Source organism: Rhodoferax sp., from assembly GCF_030646845.1.
In the GTDB taxonomy this organism is placed as follows: domain Bacteria; phylum Pseudomonadota; class Gammaproteobacteria; order Burkholderiales; family Burkholderiaceae_C; genus Rhodoferax.
In genome coordinates this window covers 66,653-86,238 of sequence record NZ_JAUSLE010000069.1, presented here as the reverse complement: position 1 = coordinate 86,238, position 19,586 = coordinate 66,653, and the positions used below count along the sequence as shown (strand labels likewise).

At 57.8% G+C, this 19,586-nt stretch carries 17 protein-coding genes; 13 read left to right on the top strand and 4 right to left on the bottom strand.

Annotated features, from left to right (window positions below):
- Positions 1–8 precede the first annotated feature (8 nt).
- From Q7T10_RS17495 to Q7T10_RS17485, 3 genes are all read right to left on the bottom strand, one after another.
- The gene (locus Q7T10_RS17495; protein ID WP_304750688.1) at positions 9–902 is read right to left on the bottom strand and encodes an ABC transporter permease subunit; all 894 of its coding nucleotides are present in this window, start codon (positions 900–902) and stop codon (positions 9–11) included.
- A 2-nt stretch (positions 903–904) separates the two neighbouring features.
- Complete coding sequence (locus Q7T10_RS17490; RefSeq protein WP_304750686.1) at positions 905–1,909, bottom strand: ABC transporter permease subunit; 1,005 nt, start codon at positions 1,907–1,909, stop codon at positions 905–907.
- A gap of 228 nt (positions 1,910–2,137) precedes the next feature.
- A complete protein-coding gene (locus Q7T10_RS17485; RefSeq protein ID WP_304750684.1) occupies positions 2,138–2,602 on the bottom strand; it encodes an SWIB/MDM2 domain-containing protein in 465 nt (154 codons plus the stop codon).
- Positions 2,603–2,925: 323 nt separating this feature from the next.
- On the opposite strand from Q7T10_RS17485, the gene rraA reads away from it, so the two are divergent.
- Complete coding sequence (gene rraA / locus Q7T10_RS17480; protein ID WP_304750682.1) at positions 2,926–3,447, top strand: ribonuclease E activity regulator RraA; 522 nt, start codon at positions 2,926–2,928, stop codon at positions 3,445–3,447.
- On the opposite strand, the gene Q7T10_RS17475 is transcribed toward rraA, so the two are convergent.
- Positions 3,440–4,390 carry a DMT family transporter gene (locus Q7T10_RS17475; protein ID WP_304750825.1) on the bottom strand — a complete coding sequence of 317 codons (951 nt, stop codon included), beginning with the start codon at positions 4,388–4,390 and terminating at the stop codon, positions 3,440–3,442. The two genes, rraA and Q7T10_RS17475, sit on opposite strands and share 8 nt — an antisense overlap.
- 237 nt (positions 4,391–4,627) lie before the next feature.
- Between Q7T10_RS17475 and Q7T10_RS17470 the strand changes: the two genes are divergently transcribed.
- The 12 genes from Q7T10_RS17470 to pheT all read left to right on the top strand — a co-directional run bounded on the left by Q7T10_RS17470 (position 4,628) and on the right by pheT (position 19,585).
- Positions 4,628–5,995, top strand: coding sequence for a glutamine synthetase family protein (locus Q7T10_RS17470; protein ID WP_304750680.1), 1,368 nt, complete (start codon positions 4,628–4,630; stop codon positions 5,993–5,995).
- A gap of 246 nt (positions 5,996–6,241) precedes the next feature.
- Positions 6,242–7,384 (top strand): ABC transporter ATP-binding protein, encoded by a 1,143-nt coding sequence (locus Q7T10_RS17465; protein WP_370653790.1) that lies wholly within the window; start codon positions 6,242–6,244, stop codon positions 7,382–7,384.
- Positions 7,385–7,391: 7 nt separating this feature from the next.
- Positions 7,392–8,318: an ABC transporter permease gene (locus Q7T10_RS17460; RefSeq protein WP_304750676.1), complete on the top strand. Its 927-nt coding sequence runs from the start codon at positions 7,392–7,394 to the stop codon at positions 8,316–8,318.
- Positions 8,315–9,160 carry an ABC transporter permease gene (locus Q7T10_RS17455; RefSeq protein WP_304750674.1) on the top strand — a complete coding sequence of 282 codons (846 nt, stop codon included), beginning with the start codon at positions 8,315–8,317 and terminating at the stop codon, positions 9,158–9,160. Before Q7T10_RS17460 ends, Q7T10_RS17455 begins: the two co-directional genes overlap by 4 nt.
- 37 nt (positions 9,161–9,197) lie before the next feature.
- Positions 9,198–10,685 (top strand): aldehyde dehydrogenase, encoded by a 1,488-nt coding sequence (locus tag Q7T10_RS17450; protein ID WP_304750672.1) that lies wholly within the window; start codon positions 9,198–9,200, stop codon positions 10,683–10,685.
- Positions 10,686–10,978: 293 nt separating this feature from the next.
- Positions 10,979–12,298: an isocitrate lyase gene (gene aceA / locus Q7T10_RS17445; RefSeq protein WP_304750670.1), complete on the top strand. Its 1,320-nt coding sequence runs from the start codon at positions 10,979–10,981 to the stop codon at positions 12,296–12,298.
- Between the two features lie 263 nt (positions 12,299–12,561).
- The gene (thrS, locus tag Q7T10_RS17440; RefSeq protein ID WP_304750668.1) at positions 12,562–14,487 is read left to right on the top strand and encodes a threonine--tRNA ligase; all 1,926 of its coding nucleotides are present in this window, start codon (positions 12,562–12,564) and stop codon (positions 14,485–14,487) included.
- An 89-nt stretch (positions 14,488–14,576) separates the two neighbouring features.
- Positions 14,577–15,170, top strand: coding sequence for a translation initiation factor IF-3 (gene infC, locus Q7T10_RS17435; RefSeq protein WP_304750823.1), 594 nt, complete (start codon positions 14,577–14,579; stop codon positions 15,168–15,170).
- 172 nt (positions 15,171–15,342) lie between these two features.
- Positions 15,343–15,546, top strand: coding sequence for a 50S ribosomal protein L35 (rpmI, locus tag Q7T10_RS17430; RefSeq protein WP_304750666.1), 204 nt, complete (start codon positions 15,343–15,345; stop codon positions 15,544–15,546).
- A 25-nt stretch (positions 15,547–15,571) separates the two neighbouring features.
- A complete protein-coding gene (gene rplT, locus Q7T10_RS17425) occupies positions 15,572–15,931 on the top strand; it encodes a 50S ribosomal protein L20 (RefSeq protein WP_114968774.1) in 360 nt (119 codons plus the stop codon).
- A gap of 151 nt (positions 15,932–16,082) precedes the next feature.
- On the top strand, positions 16,083–17,120 hold the full coding sequence (locus Q7T10_RS17420; protein WP_304750663.1) for a phenylalanine--tRNA ligase subunit alpha: 1,038 nt from the start codon (positions 16,083–16,085) through the stop codon (positions 17,118–17,120).
- A 26-nt stretch (positions 17,121–17,146) separates the two neighbouring features.
- The gene (pheT, locus tag Q7T10_RS17415) at positions 17,147–19,585 is read left to right on the top strand and encodes a phenylalanine--tRNA ligase subunit beta (protein WP_304750661.1); all 2,439 of its coding nucleotides are present in this window, start codon (positions 17,147–17,149) and stop codon (positions 19,583–19,585) included.
- The last annotated feature ends 1 nt before the right edge of the window (position 19,586 follow it).

Here is a 19,586-nt window from a genome sequence, read left to right as displayed (position 1 = left end):
AGGGTCTTTCAGCGCTTCAGTTTGGGGTCGAAGGCGTCGCGCAGGCCATCACCCAGCAAATTGAAAGCCAGGACGGTGATCAGAATCGCCAGCCCCGGGAAGGTCACTACCCACCACGCCCGCAGTACGAACTCGCGGGCGTCTGCCAGCATGGTGCCCCATTCAGGTGACGGGGGCTGGGCACCCAGTCCCAAAAAGCCCAGCGCAGCGGCATCCAGAATCGCTGTTGAGATGCCAAGAGAGGCCTGCACGATCAGCGGCGCCGTGCAGTTGGGCAATACTTCATTGAACATCAGGCGCAGGTGGCCCGCACCATTCATGCGGGCCGCGGTAACGTAGTCCTTCGACATCTCTGAAATCACTGCGGCGCGCGTGATGCGGACATAGTGGGGAAGCACCACCACGGCCACCGCCAGCATGGCATTCATCAGGCCTGGTCCCAGAATGGCCACGATCACAATGGCCAGCAGCAGGCTGGGCAGAGTCAGGATGATGTCCATCAGGCGCATGACCGCAATCTCGAAGAGGCCGCGAAAATAGCCAGCGGTCAATCCCAGAATGGTGCCAACAACCACGGAGAGGGCGACGACCGCCAGGCCAATCGCCAGCGACAGACGGGCACCAAAAATGATGCGGGAGAGGATGTCGCGACCGATGGCGTCTGTGCCCAGCCAGTGCGCGGTGGATCCGCCAGACTGCCAGAAAGGGGGGGTCAGAAATACGGATGGGTCGGTGAGGTCCGGTGCGTAGGGCGCGATGAGGGGTGCAAATGCGGCCATCAGCAGCACCAACGCCACGATGACCATGCCGGCGACGGCGCCTTTGTTGGCGCTGAAGTAGCTCCAGAACTCACGCAGCGGGCGGGGCGGTTCGGCGGCAGGATTTTGAAGAACTGGATTCACCGCTAGTGCCTTATGCGCGGGTTGATGATGCCGTACGTCACGTCCACCAGCAGATTGACCGTCATCACGATGACGCCCAGCAGCAGCATGCCGCCCTGCAACACGGGATAGTCGCGTCGGCCAATGGCCTCAATCAGCCACTTGCCAACGCCGGGCCAGGAGAAGATGGTTTCGGTGAGTATGGCGCCTGTAAACAGCACGCCGACCTGCAAACCGATGACCGTTACCACGGGGATAAGCGCGTTGCGAAAGGCATGCAGTGCGACCACCCGCAGGTTCCCCAGGCCTTTGGCACGTGCGGTACGGATGTAGTCTTCGCCCAGCACTTCGAGCATGGCCGAGCGCGTCATGCGTGCAATGACGGCCAGCGGATTGGTGCCCAGCACAATGGTAGGCAAGATAAGGTGGGTGAGGGCCGACCAGAAGGCACCTTTGTCGCCTGCCAGCAGGGTGTCGATCAACAAAAAACCGGTGACAGGTTCAATGAAATACCTGACGGCGATCCTCCCCGAGACCGGCGTCAAGTCCAACTGGACGGAAAAAAACAGAATCAGAAGCAGTCCCCACCAGAAGATGGGCATGGAATAGCCAGTGAGCGAAACCCCCATGACGCCGTGGTCCAGCACCGAATTTCGTTTCACCGCGGCAAGAATGCCGGCCGGTATGCCAAGCAGAAGAGCAAAGAGAATCGCGCAGAGTGCCAATTCAATGGTCGCGGGAAAAAGCGCCATGAACTCGGTCAGCACCGGCTCATGGGTGATGATGGATTTCCCCAAGTCACCTTGCAGCACGCGACCGATGTAAATGCCGTATTGCACCAGCACGGGCTGGTCTAGTCCGTACTCCTTGAGCAAGGCGGCGTGTCTTGCAGCGTCAATTCCGCGTTCACCCGCAAGGGTTTCGATCGGGTCACCCGGCACCATGCGAATCAAAAAGAATGCGACCAGCGTCATGCCGATAAAAGTCGGAATGATCAGGCTGAAGCGGGTCAACAGAAAACGCAGCATTGTTTGAGGTGAAGGACGAAGCTCGAAGTGTCTTTTGAAGACATGGAAATCCTGACCTGACAGTCAGGAATGCACCAAATTTTAGCAAGCCACGGTAGAGCTTGAGGTCGGAACGGCGAGCTATTTGCCTCGGATAAACCCTCGTGTGGTACTGGCCCCCAGGTGCTGGTGATGAAACAAAAAAAAGGCCGACTTGCGTCGGCCTTTCAAGTATGCAGCAGTCGCTGATTACTTGAGGTGTTTGCCAATCAGGCCAGCCATCTCGAACATGGACACCTGTGCCTTGTTGAAGACTTCCTTCAGCTTGGCGTCGGCATTGATCATGCGCTTGTTGACCGCGTCTTGCAGCTTGTTCTTTTTGATGTAAGTCCACAGTTGCTTCACCACCTCTGTACGTGGCAGTGGGCCCGCACCGACGATGGCCGCCAGCGCGGAGCTGGGCGTCAAGGCTTTCATGAACGCTGCATTGGCGGTCCGCTTTTTGGCGGGCGCTTTTTTCGCAGCTACTTTTTTCGCTGGAGCAGCTTTCTTGGCGGGCGCAGCTTTTTTAGCTGGTGCTGCCTTTTTGGCCGGTGCCTTGGCGGCTACTTTCTTGGCGGGTGCTGCTGCCTTTGCGGGCGCAGCCTTTTTAGCCGGTGCTGCTTTTTTTGCGGGTGCAGCTTTCTTTGCCGGAGCTTTCTTTGCAGTTGCCATGATTTATTGTCCTTCTAGAAGTTGATTAATCACCAGAGAAAAACTGCTTCTTCACTGGCAGAGCGGATGCTACTGGAGAATTTGTGTGTTTCATAGGGAAAATGCGTTTATTTCATTGGGGCGTGTTGTTTTTTTCATTGGCGAGTTAAGCGCCTTCTCCCTCTGGACACTGAATGAGACCTTCTGTGTGCGCAGCAAAGTGTTCATGCAGTGAAGCACATGTCCCGATTAACACCGCGCCGCGACACGATATTTCACCAATCCGGGTGTAGCGCGGGTCCGATCTGAAGCTCTACAATTTTGTCTACACAAGGAACCTGACCATGCCTCCCTCATTTGCCACATGTGACCTGTGCGATGCGCACAAAAACGACTCCTCGGCTGACTTTCGGGTCATGCCTCCCGTGTTTCGCGACTTCGGTGGGGTGCGAAAATTCTGTGGGCCTGTCGTGACCGTCAAGTGCTTCGAGGACAACACGCTGGTCAAGGCGGCGGTTGATTCGGCGGGCTTTGATGACACGCCTGCGGGTCGAGTGGGCAAAGTGCTGGTGATCGATGGTGGTGGGTCGCTGCGCCGGGCCTTGCTGGGCGGCAATCTCGGCGCCGCTGCGGCCAAAAACGGATGGGCCGGCGTTGTGATTGACGGCTGTGTGCGCGACGTCGCCGAGCTCGCCGCGCTGGATGTGGGTATTCGTGCCCTGGCGAGCATGCCGCTGCCAACCGAGAAGCGCAACGAAGGGCAGAAGGAACTTGCGGTCCAGGTCCAGGGCGTCTGGGTTCGTCCCGGCGACTGGCTTTATGCGGATGAAGACGGCATGGTGATTGGCGCGAGCCGTCTCATTTGAGCTTCGCTGGCGTGGAGCGGGTGCGGGCCGGCAGGGTGGCCAGCACGACCCCCAGCAATGCGATGCCGAAAGCCAGCAGCTGCACGCCACGCAGTGTTTCGCCGAGGGCAAACACGCCGACCAGCGCGGCGGAGATCGGCAGCATCACGGTGAACACCCCGGCCTTGGCTGCGGGCACGGTCTTCAGCCCCGTCATCCAAAGCCACACGGTCCAAACGCTGGCCGCCAGCGCGTAGAAGACCAGCAGCAGCCAGGTGCCGGCCGTCACCGCACGGAAGTCGAAGTCGACGGCCATGTAGAGGCCCAGAGGCGTCATCAACATGAATCCCCACAAATTGATCAGCGAAGTGATCCGCTTGGGCGTGAGCACGCCCGTCAGCTTCTTTCCGATCACGGCATACGCGGCTTCGCACAGTACTGCGCCAAAAACCAGCAGGCTGCCTATCAGCACGTTTTTCGAAGTCAAATTGGCATCCAGCCCTTGTCCGTATTGCGCGGATAGCTCCGATTTTGATAGCGAAAACAATCCGATGCCGAACGCGGCGCAGGCGATCGCGGCCCAGACCCGAAGGCCGATGCGCTCGCGCAGGAAGAACCAGCTCATCAAGGCCACCGCCGCCGGAATCGACGCCATGATCACACCCGCCGAGATCGCGCTGGTCATGCTCACCCCGTACAGCATGCAGATGGAAAACAGGAAATTTCCCAGCAGGGACTCCAGAAACACCAGTCGGCGGGTCGCCGGGGTCATCGGTGGTTCATCGGCGGGCTTGATCAGCCAGTGCGGCATGGCGAGACCACCGATGCCAAAGCGCATCCAGGCCAGCAGAAAGACCGGCAGGGTCGCCACCAGGGGCTTTGACAGGGCAACGTAGCTTCCGACCAGCGACATGCTGAGCGCAAGAAGCAAATAGGCCGCAAGGCGGTTGGGTGGGTTGTGCATGAAGTCGGGATGCGAAGCCACGGCAGTCGCATGCCTTGGGAAATTGTCGAAGCCCCGCATCATGCCTGATGGCCACCGTGGCGTCGCGGGTGCTCACAGTAAACTGATTGCACGAGCACAATGGTGCAAAGGATATGGAGAGGCAGATGGGAAACCCGCAGCGCGTCGGCTGACACGTAGCGCGACGTGGCGGCCAGATTGTGATCATGTTGTGGCAACCGCAGCCAGGAGCATTTGATGAACGACAAGAAGACAATGAACTTCAACGATCTGGAACAATGGCTCAATCAGCGTCGTGTCACTGAGGTGGAGTGCCTGGTTCCCGATTTGACCGGCGTCGCACGCGGGAAAATCTTGCCACGGGGCAAGTTCACGGAAGACCGCGGCATGCGCCTGCCGCAGGCCGTGGTGGCCATGGGTGTCACGGGGGAGTTTCCTGAGAGCGGGCCCTATTACGACGTGATTGATCCCACCGACAAGGACATGCAGTTGCGCCCCGATCCGTCCACCGTGCGCATCGTGCCCTGGGCCACCGATCCGACGGCCCAGGTGATTCACGACTGTTTTGACCATCAGGGCAACCTCGTTCCGTTTGCGCCCCGGTCTGTGCTGCGCCGGGTGTGTGAGCTGTTTGCTGCCGACGGCCTGCAGCCGATCGTGGCGCCGGAACTCGAGTTCTACCTGACGGCGCGCAACACCGACCCGAACACCTTGTTGCGTGCCCCCGTCGGCCGCAGCGGTCGTGCGGAGACCTCGCGTCAGGCCTACAGCATTGACGCAGTGAATGAGTTTGATCCGCTGTTTGAGGATATTTACGACTACAGCGACAAGATGGAGCTCAATGTCGACACCCTGATTCACGAGGTCGGCGCGGGCCAGATGGAAATCAACTTCTTCCATGCCGAACCTCTGGGGCTGGCCGACGAGGTGTTCTTTTTCAAGCGCACGGTGCGTGAGGCTGCGCTGCGTCACGACATGTACGCCACGTTCATGGCGAAGCCGATTGCGTCGGAGCCCGGCAGCGCGATGCACGTGCACCAGAGCATTCTGAACATGGCGACCGGCAAGAATATCTTCAGCAATGACGATGGTTCGCCGTCTGATGCATTCATGCACTACATCGGCGGCTTGCAGCGGTACATTCCAGCGGCCATGGTGCTGGTGGCGCCCTACGTCAACAGCTACCGTCGTTTGTCCCGCAACACGGCGGCCCCGATCAACATTGAATGGGGCTATGACAACCGAACTGTCGGTATCCGCTCGCCGATTTCATCGCCGGAGGCGCGGCGTGTGGAAAACCGGGTGATTGGTGCCGACGCCAATCCCTATGTGGCACTGGCCATGACCCTGGCGTGCGGCTATCTGGGCCTCAAGAACAAGATCAAGCCGAAGGCTGAGATGAAGGGGGATGCCTATCTGTCTCCCTATTCGCTTCCGCGCAGTCTGGGCGAGGCGCTGGACTGGCTGCGCCGCGAGTCGGACCTGCATGAGGTGCTGGGCAAGGAGTTCATCACGGTGTACTCCGAAATCAAGGAACTTGAATTTGATGAGTTCATGAAAGTGATTTCACCCTGGGAGCGTGAGCACCTTTTGCTCCATGTCTGATTGCCGGGTCGTGCGCGGACCGGAAGGACTATTGAAAAGAGCGGCCGATGCCATCCATCCCCAGCGGCCAGGCCTCAGCGCACCAGCGACTTGCTGACAACCGGGCTCCCGTCGGCGCAGTTGTCGGCCAAGCGGGGGAGGGGTAGAGGCCGCCGCAGGGAGTTACCATTCCTGCTTTTTTAATTTGGTTGATTCATTTGCCGGGGTAATGAGTTGGACATTGCATTGGAAGACAGGTTGATGGACATGCATACAGAAGGCAATGGACCGCAGGTTGCAGCGCCGTTTCTGCAGATCAAACGCGTCGTCAAGAAATTCGATGATGTGTTTGCCGTGGACGACGTTTCCCTGGACATCCAGCAGGGTGAGATTTTTGCATTGCTGGGCTCCTCCGGCTGTGGCAAGTCCACGCTGCTGCGCATGCTGGCGGGATTTGAGGTGCCGACGAGTGGCCAGATCATGTTGGCCGGTCGGGATGTTGTCGGACTCGCGCCGTACGAGCGCCCGGTCAACATGATGTTCCAGAACTATGCGCTGTTCCCCCATCTCAGCGTGTGGGACAACATTGCGTTCGGCTTGAGACGGGATCACCTGCCCAAGGCGGAAATTGAAGCGCGCGTTGAACAAATGCTGGCGCTGGTACAACTGAAGCCCTATGCGAAACGCAAGCCACATCAGCTCTCGGGTGGACAGCAGCAGCGGGTGGCACTGGCGCGCAGTCTGGCCAAGCGCCCTCAGTTGTTGTTGCTTGACGAACCGCTCGCTGCGCTGGACGCGAAGCTGCGCAAGAGAACCCAGCTTGAATTGGTGGACATCATCGAGCAGGTGGGTGTGACCTGCGTCATGGTGACGCACGATCAGGAAGAGGCCATGACGATGGCCACGCGAATCGGCGTGATGAGTGAAGGCAAGATTCTGCAAATCGGGAAGCCGCCCGAGATCTATGAAACACCGAACTGCCGCTTTGTCGCTGACTTTATCGGCAGTGTCAATTTGTTCCAGGGTACGGTTGATGTGGATGAACCTGATCACGTCATCATTACCTCACCCGAATGCCGGCATTACGTGAGCCACGGCATCACAGGGACAAGTGGCATGTCGGTACATGTCGCTGTGCGCCCCGAAAAAATGAGCATTCAGCCGGGGCCTCCCCGCAGTGACGAGCAGGAGTCACCGGAACAAGTCGGCTTCAACATGGTGCAGGGGGTCATCAAGGACTTGGCCTACCTGGGCAGTCTCACCACCTATCACGTTCAGATTGACGGTGGCACCAGCGTCGTCAATGTGACGCATACCAATGATGCCAGGCACGATGCCACCCATCTCACATGGGGCGATCATGTGCATGTGTGGTGGTACGGCAGTGATGTCGTGGTTTTGACAAGGTGAAAGCGCCATGACCGCGTCCGCTTCGCCAGTGCCCTCTCTGCGCGACAAGCTCACGGGAGCGTGGGGCCGACAAGCCGTAATTGGCATTCCGCTGGTGTTCCTTCTCGTCTTCTTCTTGTTGCCGTTCCTGGTTGTCTTCAAGATCAGCGTGTCCGAAATGGACAACGTGGTGTTCAAAGACCTGTTTGTTTGGGTCGATGGCGTCCTCCAGATCAACATCAAGCTCGGTAACTACATTTATATTGCCCTGGACGACCTCTACCTTGAAACCTACCTCAGCTCACTGAAGTTCGCGGGCATTACCACCGGGATTTGCCTTCTGATTGCTTATCCTTTCGCCTACTTCATGGCACGAAGTCCGGCGGACAGGCGCCCGGCCTTGCTCATGCTGGTGATGTTGCCGTTCTGGACATCTTTCCTGCTACGTGTGTACGCATGGAAGATGCTGTTGGCCGACAACGGCGTTTTCAATAATTTGGCGATCTGGCTGGGTCTGATTTCGGAGCCCGTCAAGATGATGAACACACCGTTCTCTCTGGTCCTGGGGATGGTGTACACCTATCTCCCATTCATGATTCTCCCTTTGTATGCCAATCTCGTCAAAATGGACTTGCGATTGCTGGAGGCAGCGCAGGATCTCGGTGCCACGCCGTGGCAGGCGTTCTGGCGGATTACGGTCCCTCTTTCCAGGAGCGGGATTGTGGCCGGTTCGATGCTGGTATTCATCCCCTGTGTGGGAGAGTTCGTGATTCCAGAATTGCTGGGGGGGCCGCAGACCCTGATGATTGGCCGTGTCTTGTGGGATGAGTTTTTCAGCAACAACGACTGGCCCATGGCCGCCACGGTGGCCGTGGTCATGGTTTTGCTCATCATTGTTCCGCTCGCCCTGTTCAACAAGTACCAGGCTGAAAACTCAGCAGGAGGGCGCCCATGAAGGTCAATGCCGGTCGGGTGACGTCGAGGATATGGCTGGGTGCGGTCTTTGTTTTCCTCTATCTTCCTATCCTGACGCTTATTCTGCTCAGCTTCAATAGCAGTCCAATGGTCACGAGTTGGGGAGGGTGGTCGTTGCGCTGGTATGAAGCTCTGGCCGACGACGTCGAGATCATTGCCGGCTTCAAGCTGTCGCTGGGGATTGCGTTCCTGACGGCCTGTGCGTCGGTGGTTCTCGGCACCTTGGCCGCGTTGGCCCTGACCCGGTTCAAGCGCTTTCCCGGCCGAACGCTCTTCGTCGGCATGGTTAATTCGCCGCTCGTCATGCCGGAGGTGATCATCGGCTTGTCCTTGCTGCTGATGCTGGTGTCGGTCCAGCGCACCTTTGGCTTCCCGGATCGTGGCCTGATGACGATCTGGTTCGGCCATACCTTGCTGGGCATGGCGTATGCCACTGTGGTGGTGCAGTCGCGGCTGCAGGAGATGAATCCCCAACTGGAAGAGGCGGCACAAGACTTGGGCTGCCGCCCGTGGCAAGTGTTCTTTCTGGTGACGCTGCCGGTGATTTCGCAAGCCATCGGTTCGGCCTGGCTTTTGACATTCACCTTGTCGCTGGACGATGTGGTGCTCTCTTCTTTCCTGTCGGGGCCGGGTTCCACCACCATGCCAATCACTATTTTCAGTCGTGCCCGCCTGGGGCTGAGTCCCAGTGTCAACACGGTGGCGACCCTGACTGTTGCTGTTGTCAGCATTGTGGTGGTCTTTGCAAGTGTCTGGATCGCGCGTGCGCAGCGCAGACGTGCGCAAGAGATGTCGGCGGCGTTCAGGAGCGCCGGCGCCTGATTTTGTCAAGTTTTTCGAGTCTGTAGTGGAGCCATGAATGAAGAACGAAGATGCCCCCCAAAAATTGCAGTTTGACGGTCGCTCACTCATCAATGGCAAGCGGGTTCACGCCGTAAGCGGCGAGGCCTTTGACTGCATTTCCCCCGTGGATGGACGCCTGTTGACGACGGTGGCGCGGTGCGGCGAGGCCGACGTGAATGCTGCCGTTGCTGCGGCACGGGACGCGTTTGAAGACCGACGCTGGTGTGGCCTTGCTCCGGCGCAGCGCAAGCGCATCATGATCCGTTTTGCTGACTTGTTGCTGGCCCATGGGGACGAGTTGGCGCTCACCGAAACGCTGGACATGGGCAAGCCCGTCAAGTACGCCCGCGCCGTCGATGTCAACAGCGCGGCGAATTGCATCCGGTGGTACGGAGAGGCGGTGGACAAGATTTATGACGAAATCGCCCCGACGGCCAGCACGGCGCTGGCGCTCATCACACGCGGGCCTGTCGGTGTGGTGGGCGTGATCGTGCCGTGGAACTACCCGATGATCATGGCATCGTGGAAGATTGCGCCCGCCCTGGCCGCGGGCAACTCGGTGGTGCTCAAGCCCAGCGAGAAATCACCGTTGACTGCGTTGCGCATGGCTGATCTGGCACTGGAAGCGGGTATTCCACCCGGCGTGTTCAATGTGGTGACAGGCTATGGCCCGGAGGCGGGTTCGCCTTTGGCGCTGCACATGGATGTGGACTGCATTGCTTTCACCGGCTCCACCCGGGTGGGCAAGCAGATCCACGTGATGGCGGGACAAAGCAACCTCAAGCGAGCGTGGACCGAACTCGGCGGCAAGTCTCCCAACATTGTTTTTGCCGATTGTCCGAACCTGGACAAAGCGGTGGAGGCCGCCGTGGGCAGTATTTTCTTCAACCAGGGAGAAAGCTGCAACGCCCCCTCGCGGCTTTTTGTGGAGGAGAGCATCAAGGAGCAATTCCTGGAGAAAGCGCTGAAGCTCGTGCCCGCCTATGCGCCAGGCAATCCGCTGGACAAGGCCACCATCATGGGCGCGATCGTCGATCAAACGCAGATGAACACCGTGTTGCGCTACATCGAGAGCGGCATGAGCGAAGGCGCCAGGTTGCTGGCCGGCGGTGAGCAAGCGCTGCAGGAGACGGGGGGGTACTACGTTCAGCCCACCATTTTTGACGGCGTACGCAATGACATGACGATTGCACGGGAAGAGATTTTTGGCCCGGTTCTTTCTGTGCTTTCGTTTACCGACGCCTCCGATGTGGTCCGCCAGTCCAACCAAAGCGTGTACGGGCTGCAGGCGGCCGTTTGGACGCGCGACATCAACAAGGCGCACGGTGTTGCACGCGCCTTGCGAGCCGGAACGGTACATGTCAATCAGTATGACGAAGACGACATCACGGTGCCATTTGGTGGCTTCCGGCAGAGCGGCATCGGGCGCGACAAGTCGCTCCATGCTTTTGACAAATACACCGAAACCAAAACCACCTGGATACGAATCGACAGTCCGGTCTGAGATGTGATCTTCTGCCGAAGAGCTACGGGGTCATTTTTCACATGACGGAAACGAAATTTCATTTTGTAAAAAATTTGATTGCTGCATCGCGGCATTTTTTCTCAAAGTGAAAAATATGTTTTCACATTGCGAACTGAAATCTGTAAGTCATTGATTTTATTTAATTTAATTTATGTCTTCTATAAGACATAAGATTTAAAATAAGTCTTATAGAAGACTTAGAATCAACCCATCGACACCGATCTTGAACAGCGACCGGTGCAGACTGTTTTATCAACTTAAGGAGTGATCTCATGCCGAAGACTGTCACCGAACAATTGAGCCGCGAGCAACAAATCGCCGCCCTGGAAAAAGACTGGGCCACCAACCCCCGCTGGAAAGGCATCAAACGCGGTTACAGCGCTGCTGACGTCGTGCGCCTGCGCGGTTCCTTCCCCATTGAGCACACCCTGGCCCGCCGCGGCGCTGAAAAGCTCTGGAATCTGGTGAACACCGAGCCCTACGTCAATTGCCTGGGCGCGTTGACCGGTGGCCAAGCCATGCAGCAGGTCAAAGCTGGCGTCAAGGCCATCTACCTGTCCGGCTGGCAAGTCGCTGCTGACAATAATTCCTATGCTTCCATGTACCCCGACCAGTCCCTGTACCCAGTGGACTCGGTGCCGACCGTGGTGGAGCGCATCAACAACACCTTCCGCCGTGCCGATGAAATTCAGCACTCCAAAGGCATTGACGCTGGCGACAAGGGTTACATCGACAACTTCGCGCCCATCGTGGCCGACGCAGAAGCCGGTTTCGGTGGCGTGTTGAACGCGTTTGAATTGATGAAGGCCATGATCAAGGCTGGCGCAGCTGGCGTGCATTGGGAAGACCAATTGGCTTCGGTCAAGAAATGCGGCCACATGGGCGGCAAAGTGTTGGTGCCAACTGCCGAAGCCATCCAGAAACTGGTTGCAGCCCGCATGGCTGCCGACGTTTGCGGCGTGCCTACGTTGGTGATCGCCCGTACCGATGCCGAAGCGGCTGATCTGTTGACCAGCGACTACGACGAAAACGACAAGCCATTCCTGACTGGTGAGCGCACCGCTGAAGGCTTCTACAAGACCAAGAAGGGTATGGACCAAGCCATCTCCCGCGCCGTCGCTTACGCTGAGTATGCTGATCTAGTGTGGTGCGAAACCGGTACGCCTGACCTCGAATTTGCCAAGAAGTTTGCCGACGCCGTGCACGCCAAACACCCTGGCAAGATGTTGGCTTACAACTGCTCGCCTTCCTTCAACTGGAAGAAAAACCTGGACGACGCGACCATCGCCAAGTTCCAGCGCGAACTCGGTGCCATGGGTTACAAGTACCAGTTCATCACCTTGGCCGGTATCCACTCCATGTGGTACAACATGTTCGACTTGGCACAAGACTACGTCAAGCGCGGCATGTCGGCCTACGTCGAGAAGGTGCAAGAGCCTGAATTTGCAGCCCGTGACCGTGGCTACACTTTCGTGTCGCACCAGCAGGAAGTGGGCACCGGTTACTTCGACGAAGTGACCACCGTGATTCAGGGTGGCAAGTCCAGCGTGACCGCGCTGACCGGCTCCACCGAAGAAGAGCAGTTCCACTAAGCCGCGAGGCTGATCACAAGAGGGCCTGTGCCATTCTGTAAGGGGTGGCACAGGCCCTTTTTGTTAAACTCGGCGATCGACTGAGATAACAAGAGCGAGAAAGGCATTCTGGTTATGACACCGCGAACTACAATGACCAAGTTTATGCAGCTTATAGACCGCTAGCCCGCGCGCCTTGTGCGCTGGTAGCTATGGAATTAATAGTAAAGCGCGGCAGATTCCGCGCTTTTTGTTTTGCTCCCCCCATTTTCTGGTTTTTCATCATGATTCAAATCACACTTCCTGACGGCTCCAAACGCGATTTCGCTGGTCCAGTGACGGTGGCCGAAGTGGCGGCCTCCATTGGCACGGGACTGGCAAAGGCGGCGCTGGCAGGCAAGGTTGACGGCAAGGTGGTTGACACCAGTTACCTGATTGAGGCCGATAGTCCTCTGTCCATCATCACGGCAAAGGATGCGGATGGTCTGGAAGTCATTCGGCACTCGACAGCCCACTTGCTGGCTTACGCCGTCAAAGAATTGTTCCCGGACGCCCAGGTGACGATTGGCCCGGTGATTGAGCACGGCTTTTTCTACGATTTTTCGTACAAGCGTCCCTTTACGCCTGAAGACTTGATTGCCATCGAAAAGAAGATGGTCGAATTGGCTGCCAAAGATGAGCCAGTGACACGGCGTGTACTGCCTCGCGACGAGGCCGTGGCTTATTTCAAAGGCTTGGGCGAGCACTACAAGGCCGAGATCATTGCCAGCATTCCTGCGAACGAAGATGTCTCGCTTTACCGCGAAGGCAAGTTCGAAGACTTGTGCCGCGGGCCGCATGTGCCCAGCACTGGCAAGCTCAAGTTTTTCAAGCTGATGAAACTTGCCGGAGCGTATTGGCGCGGCGATCATCGCAACGAAATGCTGCAGCGCATCTACGGCACGGCCTGGGCCACGAAGGACGAATTGCAGCAGCACTTGACGATGCTCGAAGAAGCCGAGAAGCGCGATCACCGCAAACTCGGGCGCGAACTCGACCTGTTTCATATCGACGACCATGCGCCCGGACTGGTGTTCTGGCACCCCAAGGGCTGGACGCTCTGGCAGGGGGTTGAGCAGTACATGCGCCAGGTCTACCGCGATAACGGTTACCAGGAGGTCAAAGGCCCGCAAGTCATCGACAAGACGCTGTGGGAGAAGACAGGCCATTGGGACAAGTACCGCGAGAACATGTTCACGACCGAGTCGGAAAAACGTGAATACGCCCTCAAGCCGATGAATTGTCCGGGTCACATCCTGATCTTCAAGCAGGGCATCAAGAGCTACCGTGACCTGCCGCTACGCTACGGCGAGTTTGGCCAGTGCCACCGCAATGAGCCTTCGGGCGGGCTGCACGGCATCATGCGGGTGCGTGGTTTCACGCAGGATGATGGCCATATTTTTTGTACTGAAGATCAGATTCTTCAGGAGTGCGTCGATTACACCGCCCTGTTGCAGAAGGTCTATACCGACTTTGGTTTCAAGAACATCATCTACAAGATCGCCACCCGTCCTGAGCAGCGTATCGGCTCGGATGAAGTATGGGACAAGGCAGAAGCTGCATTGATTGAAAGCCTGCGCGCATCCGGATGCGAGTACGAAATTTCCCCGGGCGAGGGCGCTTTTTATGGCCCCAAGATCGAATACACACTCAAAGATGCGATCGGCCGCCATTGGCAATGTGGCACGATCCAGGTCGATTTCTCGATGCCCGAGCGGCTGGATGCCGAATATGTAGGAGAAGACGGCGCCCGCCACCGCCCGGTCATGCTGCATCGTGCGATCGTGGGCAGTCTGGAGCGTTTTATCGGGATTTTGATTGAAGAAAGCGCAGGCGCATTGCCCGCCTGGCTGGCCCCGGTGCAAGTTGCGGTGCTGAATATCACTGATGCACAGGCGGATTATTGTCGCGAAATCGTCGAGAAATTGAAGAAATCATTGCCAAATCAAGAGCTTAGGGTTGTGACCGATCTGCGCAACGAGAAAATTACGTATAAAATACGCGAGCATTCAATGCAGAAGCTGCCTTATATCCTTGTCGTGGGCGATAAAGAGAAGGCAGCAGGTACCGTTGCAGTGCGCGCCCGAGGTGGTCAAGACCTTGGTGTGATGTCCCTTGATGCATTCGTGCAGAAAATTTCAGACGACATCACTCACAAGTCTGTTATCTAAGCTGATATCAAGCAGGATTGCAGTTTGCTAGCGCGTACACAGTGGTTTTAGCTACGTTTTTCGTAGCAGAATTTGTGAAGGATTAAGCCATCGCTACTGAATTTCGTGACCGCCGTCACCGCGAAGAACGCAAACACCGCCTGAACCGGGAAATCATGGCTCCGGATGTTCGACTCTCTGGAGTTGAGAACGAGCCACTTGGCGTCGTTAGTCTCACCGAGGCCCTGCGTATGGCCGGTGAGTTGGATGTTGACCTGGTTGAAATTTCTGCCACGGCGGTTCCGCCGGTCTGTCGTTTGATGGATTACGGCAAGTTCAAGTACCAGGAGCAAAAGAAGGCGGCGGAAGCGAAGGCCAAGCAGACGGTTATCGAGATCAAGGAAATCAAGTTCCGGCCAGGGACTGATGACGGCGACTACAACATCAAGATGCGCAACATCAAGCGTTTCTTGGCTGAAGGTGACAAGTGCAAGATCACGCTGCGGTTTCGGGGGCGAGAAATTACGCACCAGGAAATCGGGATGGCTTTGCTGAATCGCATTCGGAGTGAGTTGGGTGATTTGATTGTGATTGAGCAGTTTCCCAAGCTCGAGGGGCGCCAGATGATCATGATGATCGCGCCTGGCAAGAAGAAGATTGCTGCGAAGCCGGCCGCAGACGCGGCACCTGCCGTGGCATCTTAAAAATTTTTTGTCGTGCATTGGTTTTCGTAACCGGTGCACGGTGGGAAGTGGTGAGGTAATACTCACCACGCAAGTGGCGAGCTAACAAGCGCCACTAAAAGTGGCTCGGGGCCAACAAGGCTGCAAATAGTTTGCAGACGCCTCACGAGCACAATGAAGAAGGAGCATGAATATGCCCAAAATGAAGACCAAGAGCGCGGCGAAGAAACGCTTCCGCGTCCGTCCAGGTGGCACCGTCAAACGCGGTCAAGCCTTCAAACGTCACATTCTGACCAAGAAGACCACCAAAAATAAACGCCAATTGCGCGGTTCCGCAGCTGTTCATGAGACCAATATGGGTCACATGGCACAGATGTTGCCCGGCCGTGGTATTTAATTAACGACGAACAAGGAGTAATCACATGCCTCGCGTCAAACGTGGTGTAACGGCTCGCGCCCGCCATAAAAAAGTTTTAGCCCTTGCAAAAGGTTTTCGCGGTCGCCGCGGTAATGTTTACCGCGTCGCCAAAGAAGCGGTAATGAAGGCTGGGCAATATGCCTACCGTGACCGTCGTACCAAAAAACGTGTCTTCCGTCAGTTGTGGATCGCCCGTATCAATGCCGCTGCGCGCCAGTGCGGCATGACATACAGCCAGTTCGCCAACGGTCTGAAGAAAGCGAACATCGAGATCGACCGCAAAGTGCTGTCGGACATCGCTGTGCATGACATGGCCGCATTTGCCGGCATCGTGGAGCAGGTGAAGGCCAAGCTGGCTGCTTGAGTTCACGGCAGCTCGCTATTCTTTGAATAGCGTTCCATGCACTAGAAACAAGGGCTAGAGCTTGAAAAAGCGCTAGCCCTTTTTCATTGAAAACGCAGTTTCAGAGAGGACTGACCTGTACTCGGGTTATGTCGGAACTACAAGAGAATATATGAACGAGTTGAACGTCGTCGTTGACAGCGCCAAGGCAGCCTTTGAGCAGGCCAGCACACCCGCCGCCCTGGAAAACGCCAAAGCAATGTTTCTCGGCAAATCTGGCCGCATCACTGAGTTGATGAAGGGCATGGCCGCCCTGCCCGTTGATGAAAAGAAGTCACGCGGTGCTGCCATCAATATCGCCAAGCAAGCCATTGAAGCGGCCTTGAATGGTCGTCGCCAAGCCCTCGCCGATGCCGAATTGCAGGTGCAACTTCAGGCAGAAGCCCTGGACGTCACCCTGCCAGGCCGCCAGCGCGGGCAGGGCGGTTTGCACCCCGTCTCACTGACGCTTGAGCGTATCGAGGCCATTTTTGGTTCAATGGGTTTCGATGTGGCCGAGGGCCCGGAGATCGAGGCCGACTGGTTCAACTTCACTGCCTTGAATACGCCAGAGGACCATCCTGCACGTTCGATGCACGACACCTTCTACGTCGAAGGGGGCTACCTGCTGCGCACGCACACCAGTCCGGTGCAGGTACGTCATGCGGTGCAGCACGTCAAGAAGCACCGTGCATTGATTGACAGCGGTGGCGCCATGCCTGAGATCCGGGTCATCGTTCCTGGCCGCACCTATCGGGTCGACAGCGACGCCACGCATTCGCCCATGTTCCACCAATGCGAGGGGCTCTGGATCGGCGAGAACATGAGCTTCAAGGACTTGAAGGTCGTCTTCACTGACTTCTGTCGCACGTTCTTCGAGAACGATGATCTTGTGCTGCGGTTCCGTCCGAGCTTTTTCCCATTCACCGAGCCGAGCGCCGAAATCGACATCCAGTTCCCGAGCGGCCCGCTGGCCGGCCGCTGGCTGGAAGTGGCCGGCTCTGGTCAGGTGCATCCGAACGTGGTTCGGAACATGGGGCTGGACCCCGAGAAATACATCGGCTTTGCTTTTGGCATGGGGCCGGACCGGCTCACCATGTTGCGCTACGGGGTGAACGACTTGCGTTTGTTTTTTGACGGCGATATCCGCTTTCTGTCGCAATTCCAATGAAAACAAACTGATTAGAAAAGCTGACTATGCAATTCCCTGAATCCTGGTTGCGTGAATTCTGTAACCCACCCCTGTCTACGGATCAACTTGCTGAGACGCTGACGATGGCGGGTCTTGAAGTTGAAGAACTCAAGCCCGTGGCCCCGCCTTTCACAAAAATCGTTGTCGGTGAAATCAAGGAGGCGGTGCAGCACCCCAATGCGGATCGCCTGCGCGTGTGCAAGGTGGATGTGGGCGACCCTGCTCTGCTCGATATCGTGTGTGGCGCTCCCAACGCCCGGGTTGGCATCAAAGTACCGGTTGCCTTGGTCGGCGCCGAGTTACCGCCTGGCGATGACGGAAAACCTTTTTTGATCAAGGTCGGAAAACTGCGTGGCGTCGAGAGCCAAGGCATGTTGTGCTCGGCCCGCGAACTGAAGCTGTCGGAAGACCATGGGGGCCTCCTGGAGCTTGGCCTTGACGCGCCGCTGGGACAAAGCATTCGCGAGCACCTGAATCTGGACGATACGCTGTTCACCCTCAAGCTCACGCCAAATCTGGCGCATTGTCTGAGCGTGTTCGGCGTGGCGCGTGAAGTGGCGGCCTTGACCGGCGCACCTTTGAAGGCTCCCAGCTTCCCCGCAGTCAGCGTCGGCAGCGCAGATGCATTGCCGGTGACGGTCAGCGCGCCAGATCTGTGCGGGCGTTTCTCTGGCCGCATCGTGCGCCACGTCAACCCCCGGGCCAGCACGCCGCAGTGGATGGTGGACCGGCTGGCCCGCTGCGGCCAGCGCAGTGTCACGGCGCTGGTGGATATCTCCAACTACGTGATGTTCGAACTTGGGCGCCCATCCCATATTTTTGATCTGGACAAAATCCATGGTGGCCTGGAGGTGCGCTGGGGCAGGCCGGGTGAACAACTCAAGCTGCTCAATGGCAACACCGTCACGGTGGACGACAAGGTTGGTGTGATTGCAGACGAAGCCCAGGTGGAGTCCCTTGCGGGCATCATGGGCGGGGACGCGACGGCGGTTTCGGATGACACGCTGCACGTCTATGTGGAGGCTGCCTTCTGGTGGCCCAAGGCCATCGCCGGCCGGTCACGGCGCTTCAACTTCTCCACCGATGCGGGTCACCGGTTTGAGCGTGGCGTGGATCCGAGCCAGACCGTGGAGCACATTGAACGCATCACACAGTTGATCATTGACATTTGTGGCACGGCCAACACGGCATGTGGCCCCATCAACGACCTGCAGGTGAATATGCCTGCTGCCCCTGCAGTCACCCTGCGCGTGGCGCGTGCCAGCAAGGTCATCGGCATGTCTCTGACGCAGGCGCGATGCGTCGACGCGCTGACGCGGCTCGGGTTGCCGGTCACACAGGGCGATGGCACCCTCACCGTGGCCCCGCCGTCATACCGCTTTGACCTGCAGATTGAAGAAGACCTCATCGAAGAGGTGGCCCGCATGGTGGGTTATGACAATCTGCCGCAGACACCGCCCCTGGCGCCCATCACCGCCAAAACCCGGCCCGAGGCGCAGCGCAGTCCCTTCGCTGTGCGTCGTGTGATCGCTGCGCTAGGTTATCAAGAGACCATCAACTTCAGTTTTGTTGAAGAGCGCTGGGAGCACGAACTTGCGGGCAACCCCAACCCTATCAAGCTGCTCAACCCCATAGCAAGCCAGATGAGCGTGATGCGCTCGTCTTTGCTTGGCTCGCTGCTGCAGGTGTTGAAGTTCAACCTCGATCGCAAAGCCCAGCGCGTGCGCGTATTTGAACTGGGTCGCGTGTTCTTGCGTGATGCCACCGTCAAAAATACCGACGCGACCGTTGAAGGCTTCCATCAGCCGATGCGCGTTGCGGGCATGGTATGCGGTAGTGCCGATGCGCTGCAGTGGGGGCGCAAAGAGCAGGGCGCTGATTTCTTCGATATCAAAGGCGATGTCGAGGCATTGCTGGCGCCACGCAAGCCCGTCTTTGCGCCCGCCGAGCATCCCGCCATGCACCCAGGGCGCTGTGCCAGCGTCGTGCTGGGTGGCGTGTCGATTGGTTTTGTCGGGGAGTTGCATCCCCGATGGCGTCAGGCCTATGACCTGGCGCAGGCGCCCGTCATGTTTGAGCTGGAGCTTGACGCAGTGCAGCGGCGCGAGGTGCCCGTATTCGAGACCGTCGCGAAGCATCAGGCCGTTGAGCGTGATATCGCCGTGATGGTGAGCGAGTCGGTCACCCATGCGGCTTTGATGTCTGCCGTGTGGGCTGCCCCCACGGCCGGGCTGCTGCGCGACGCCAACCTGTTTGACCTCTATCGTCCCAAACCAGCGAAAGACCCGGATGGTGTGGCCGTGCCAAGCCATGAAAAGAGCATGGCGGTGCGCCTGACGCTCAACAGCGACGACGCCACCTTGACCGAAGAGCAAATCGATACGGCGGTGCAAGCCGTGGTGAATGCGCTGGTGGCCACGCTGGGTGCCCGTCAGCGTACCTGAA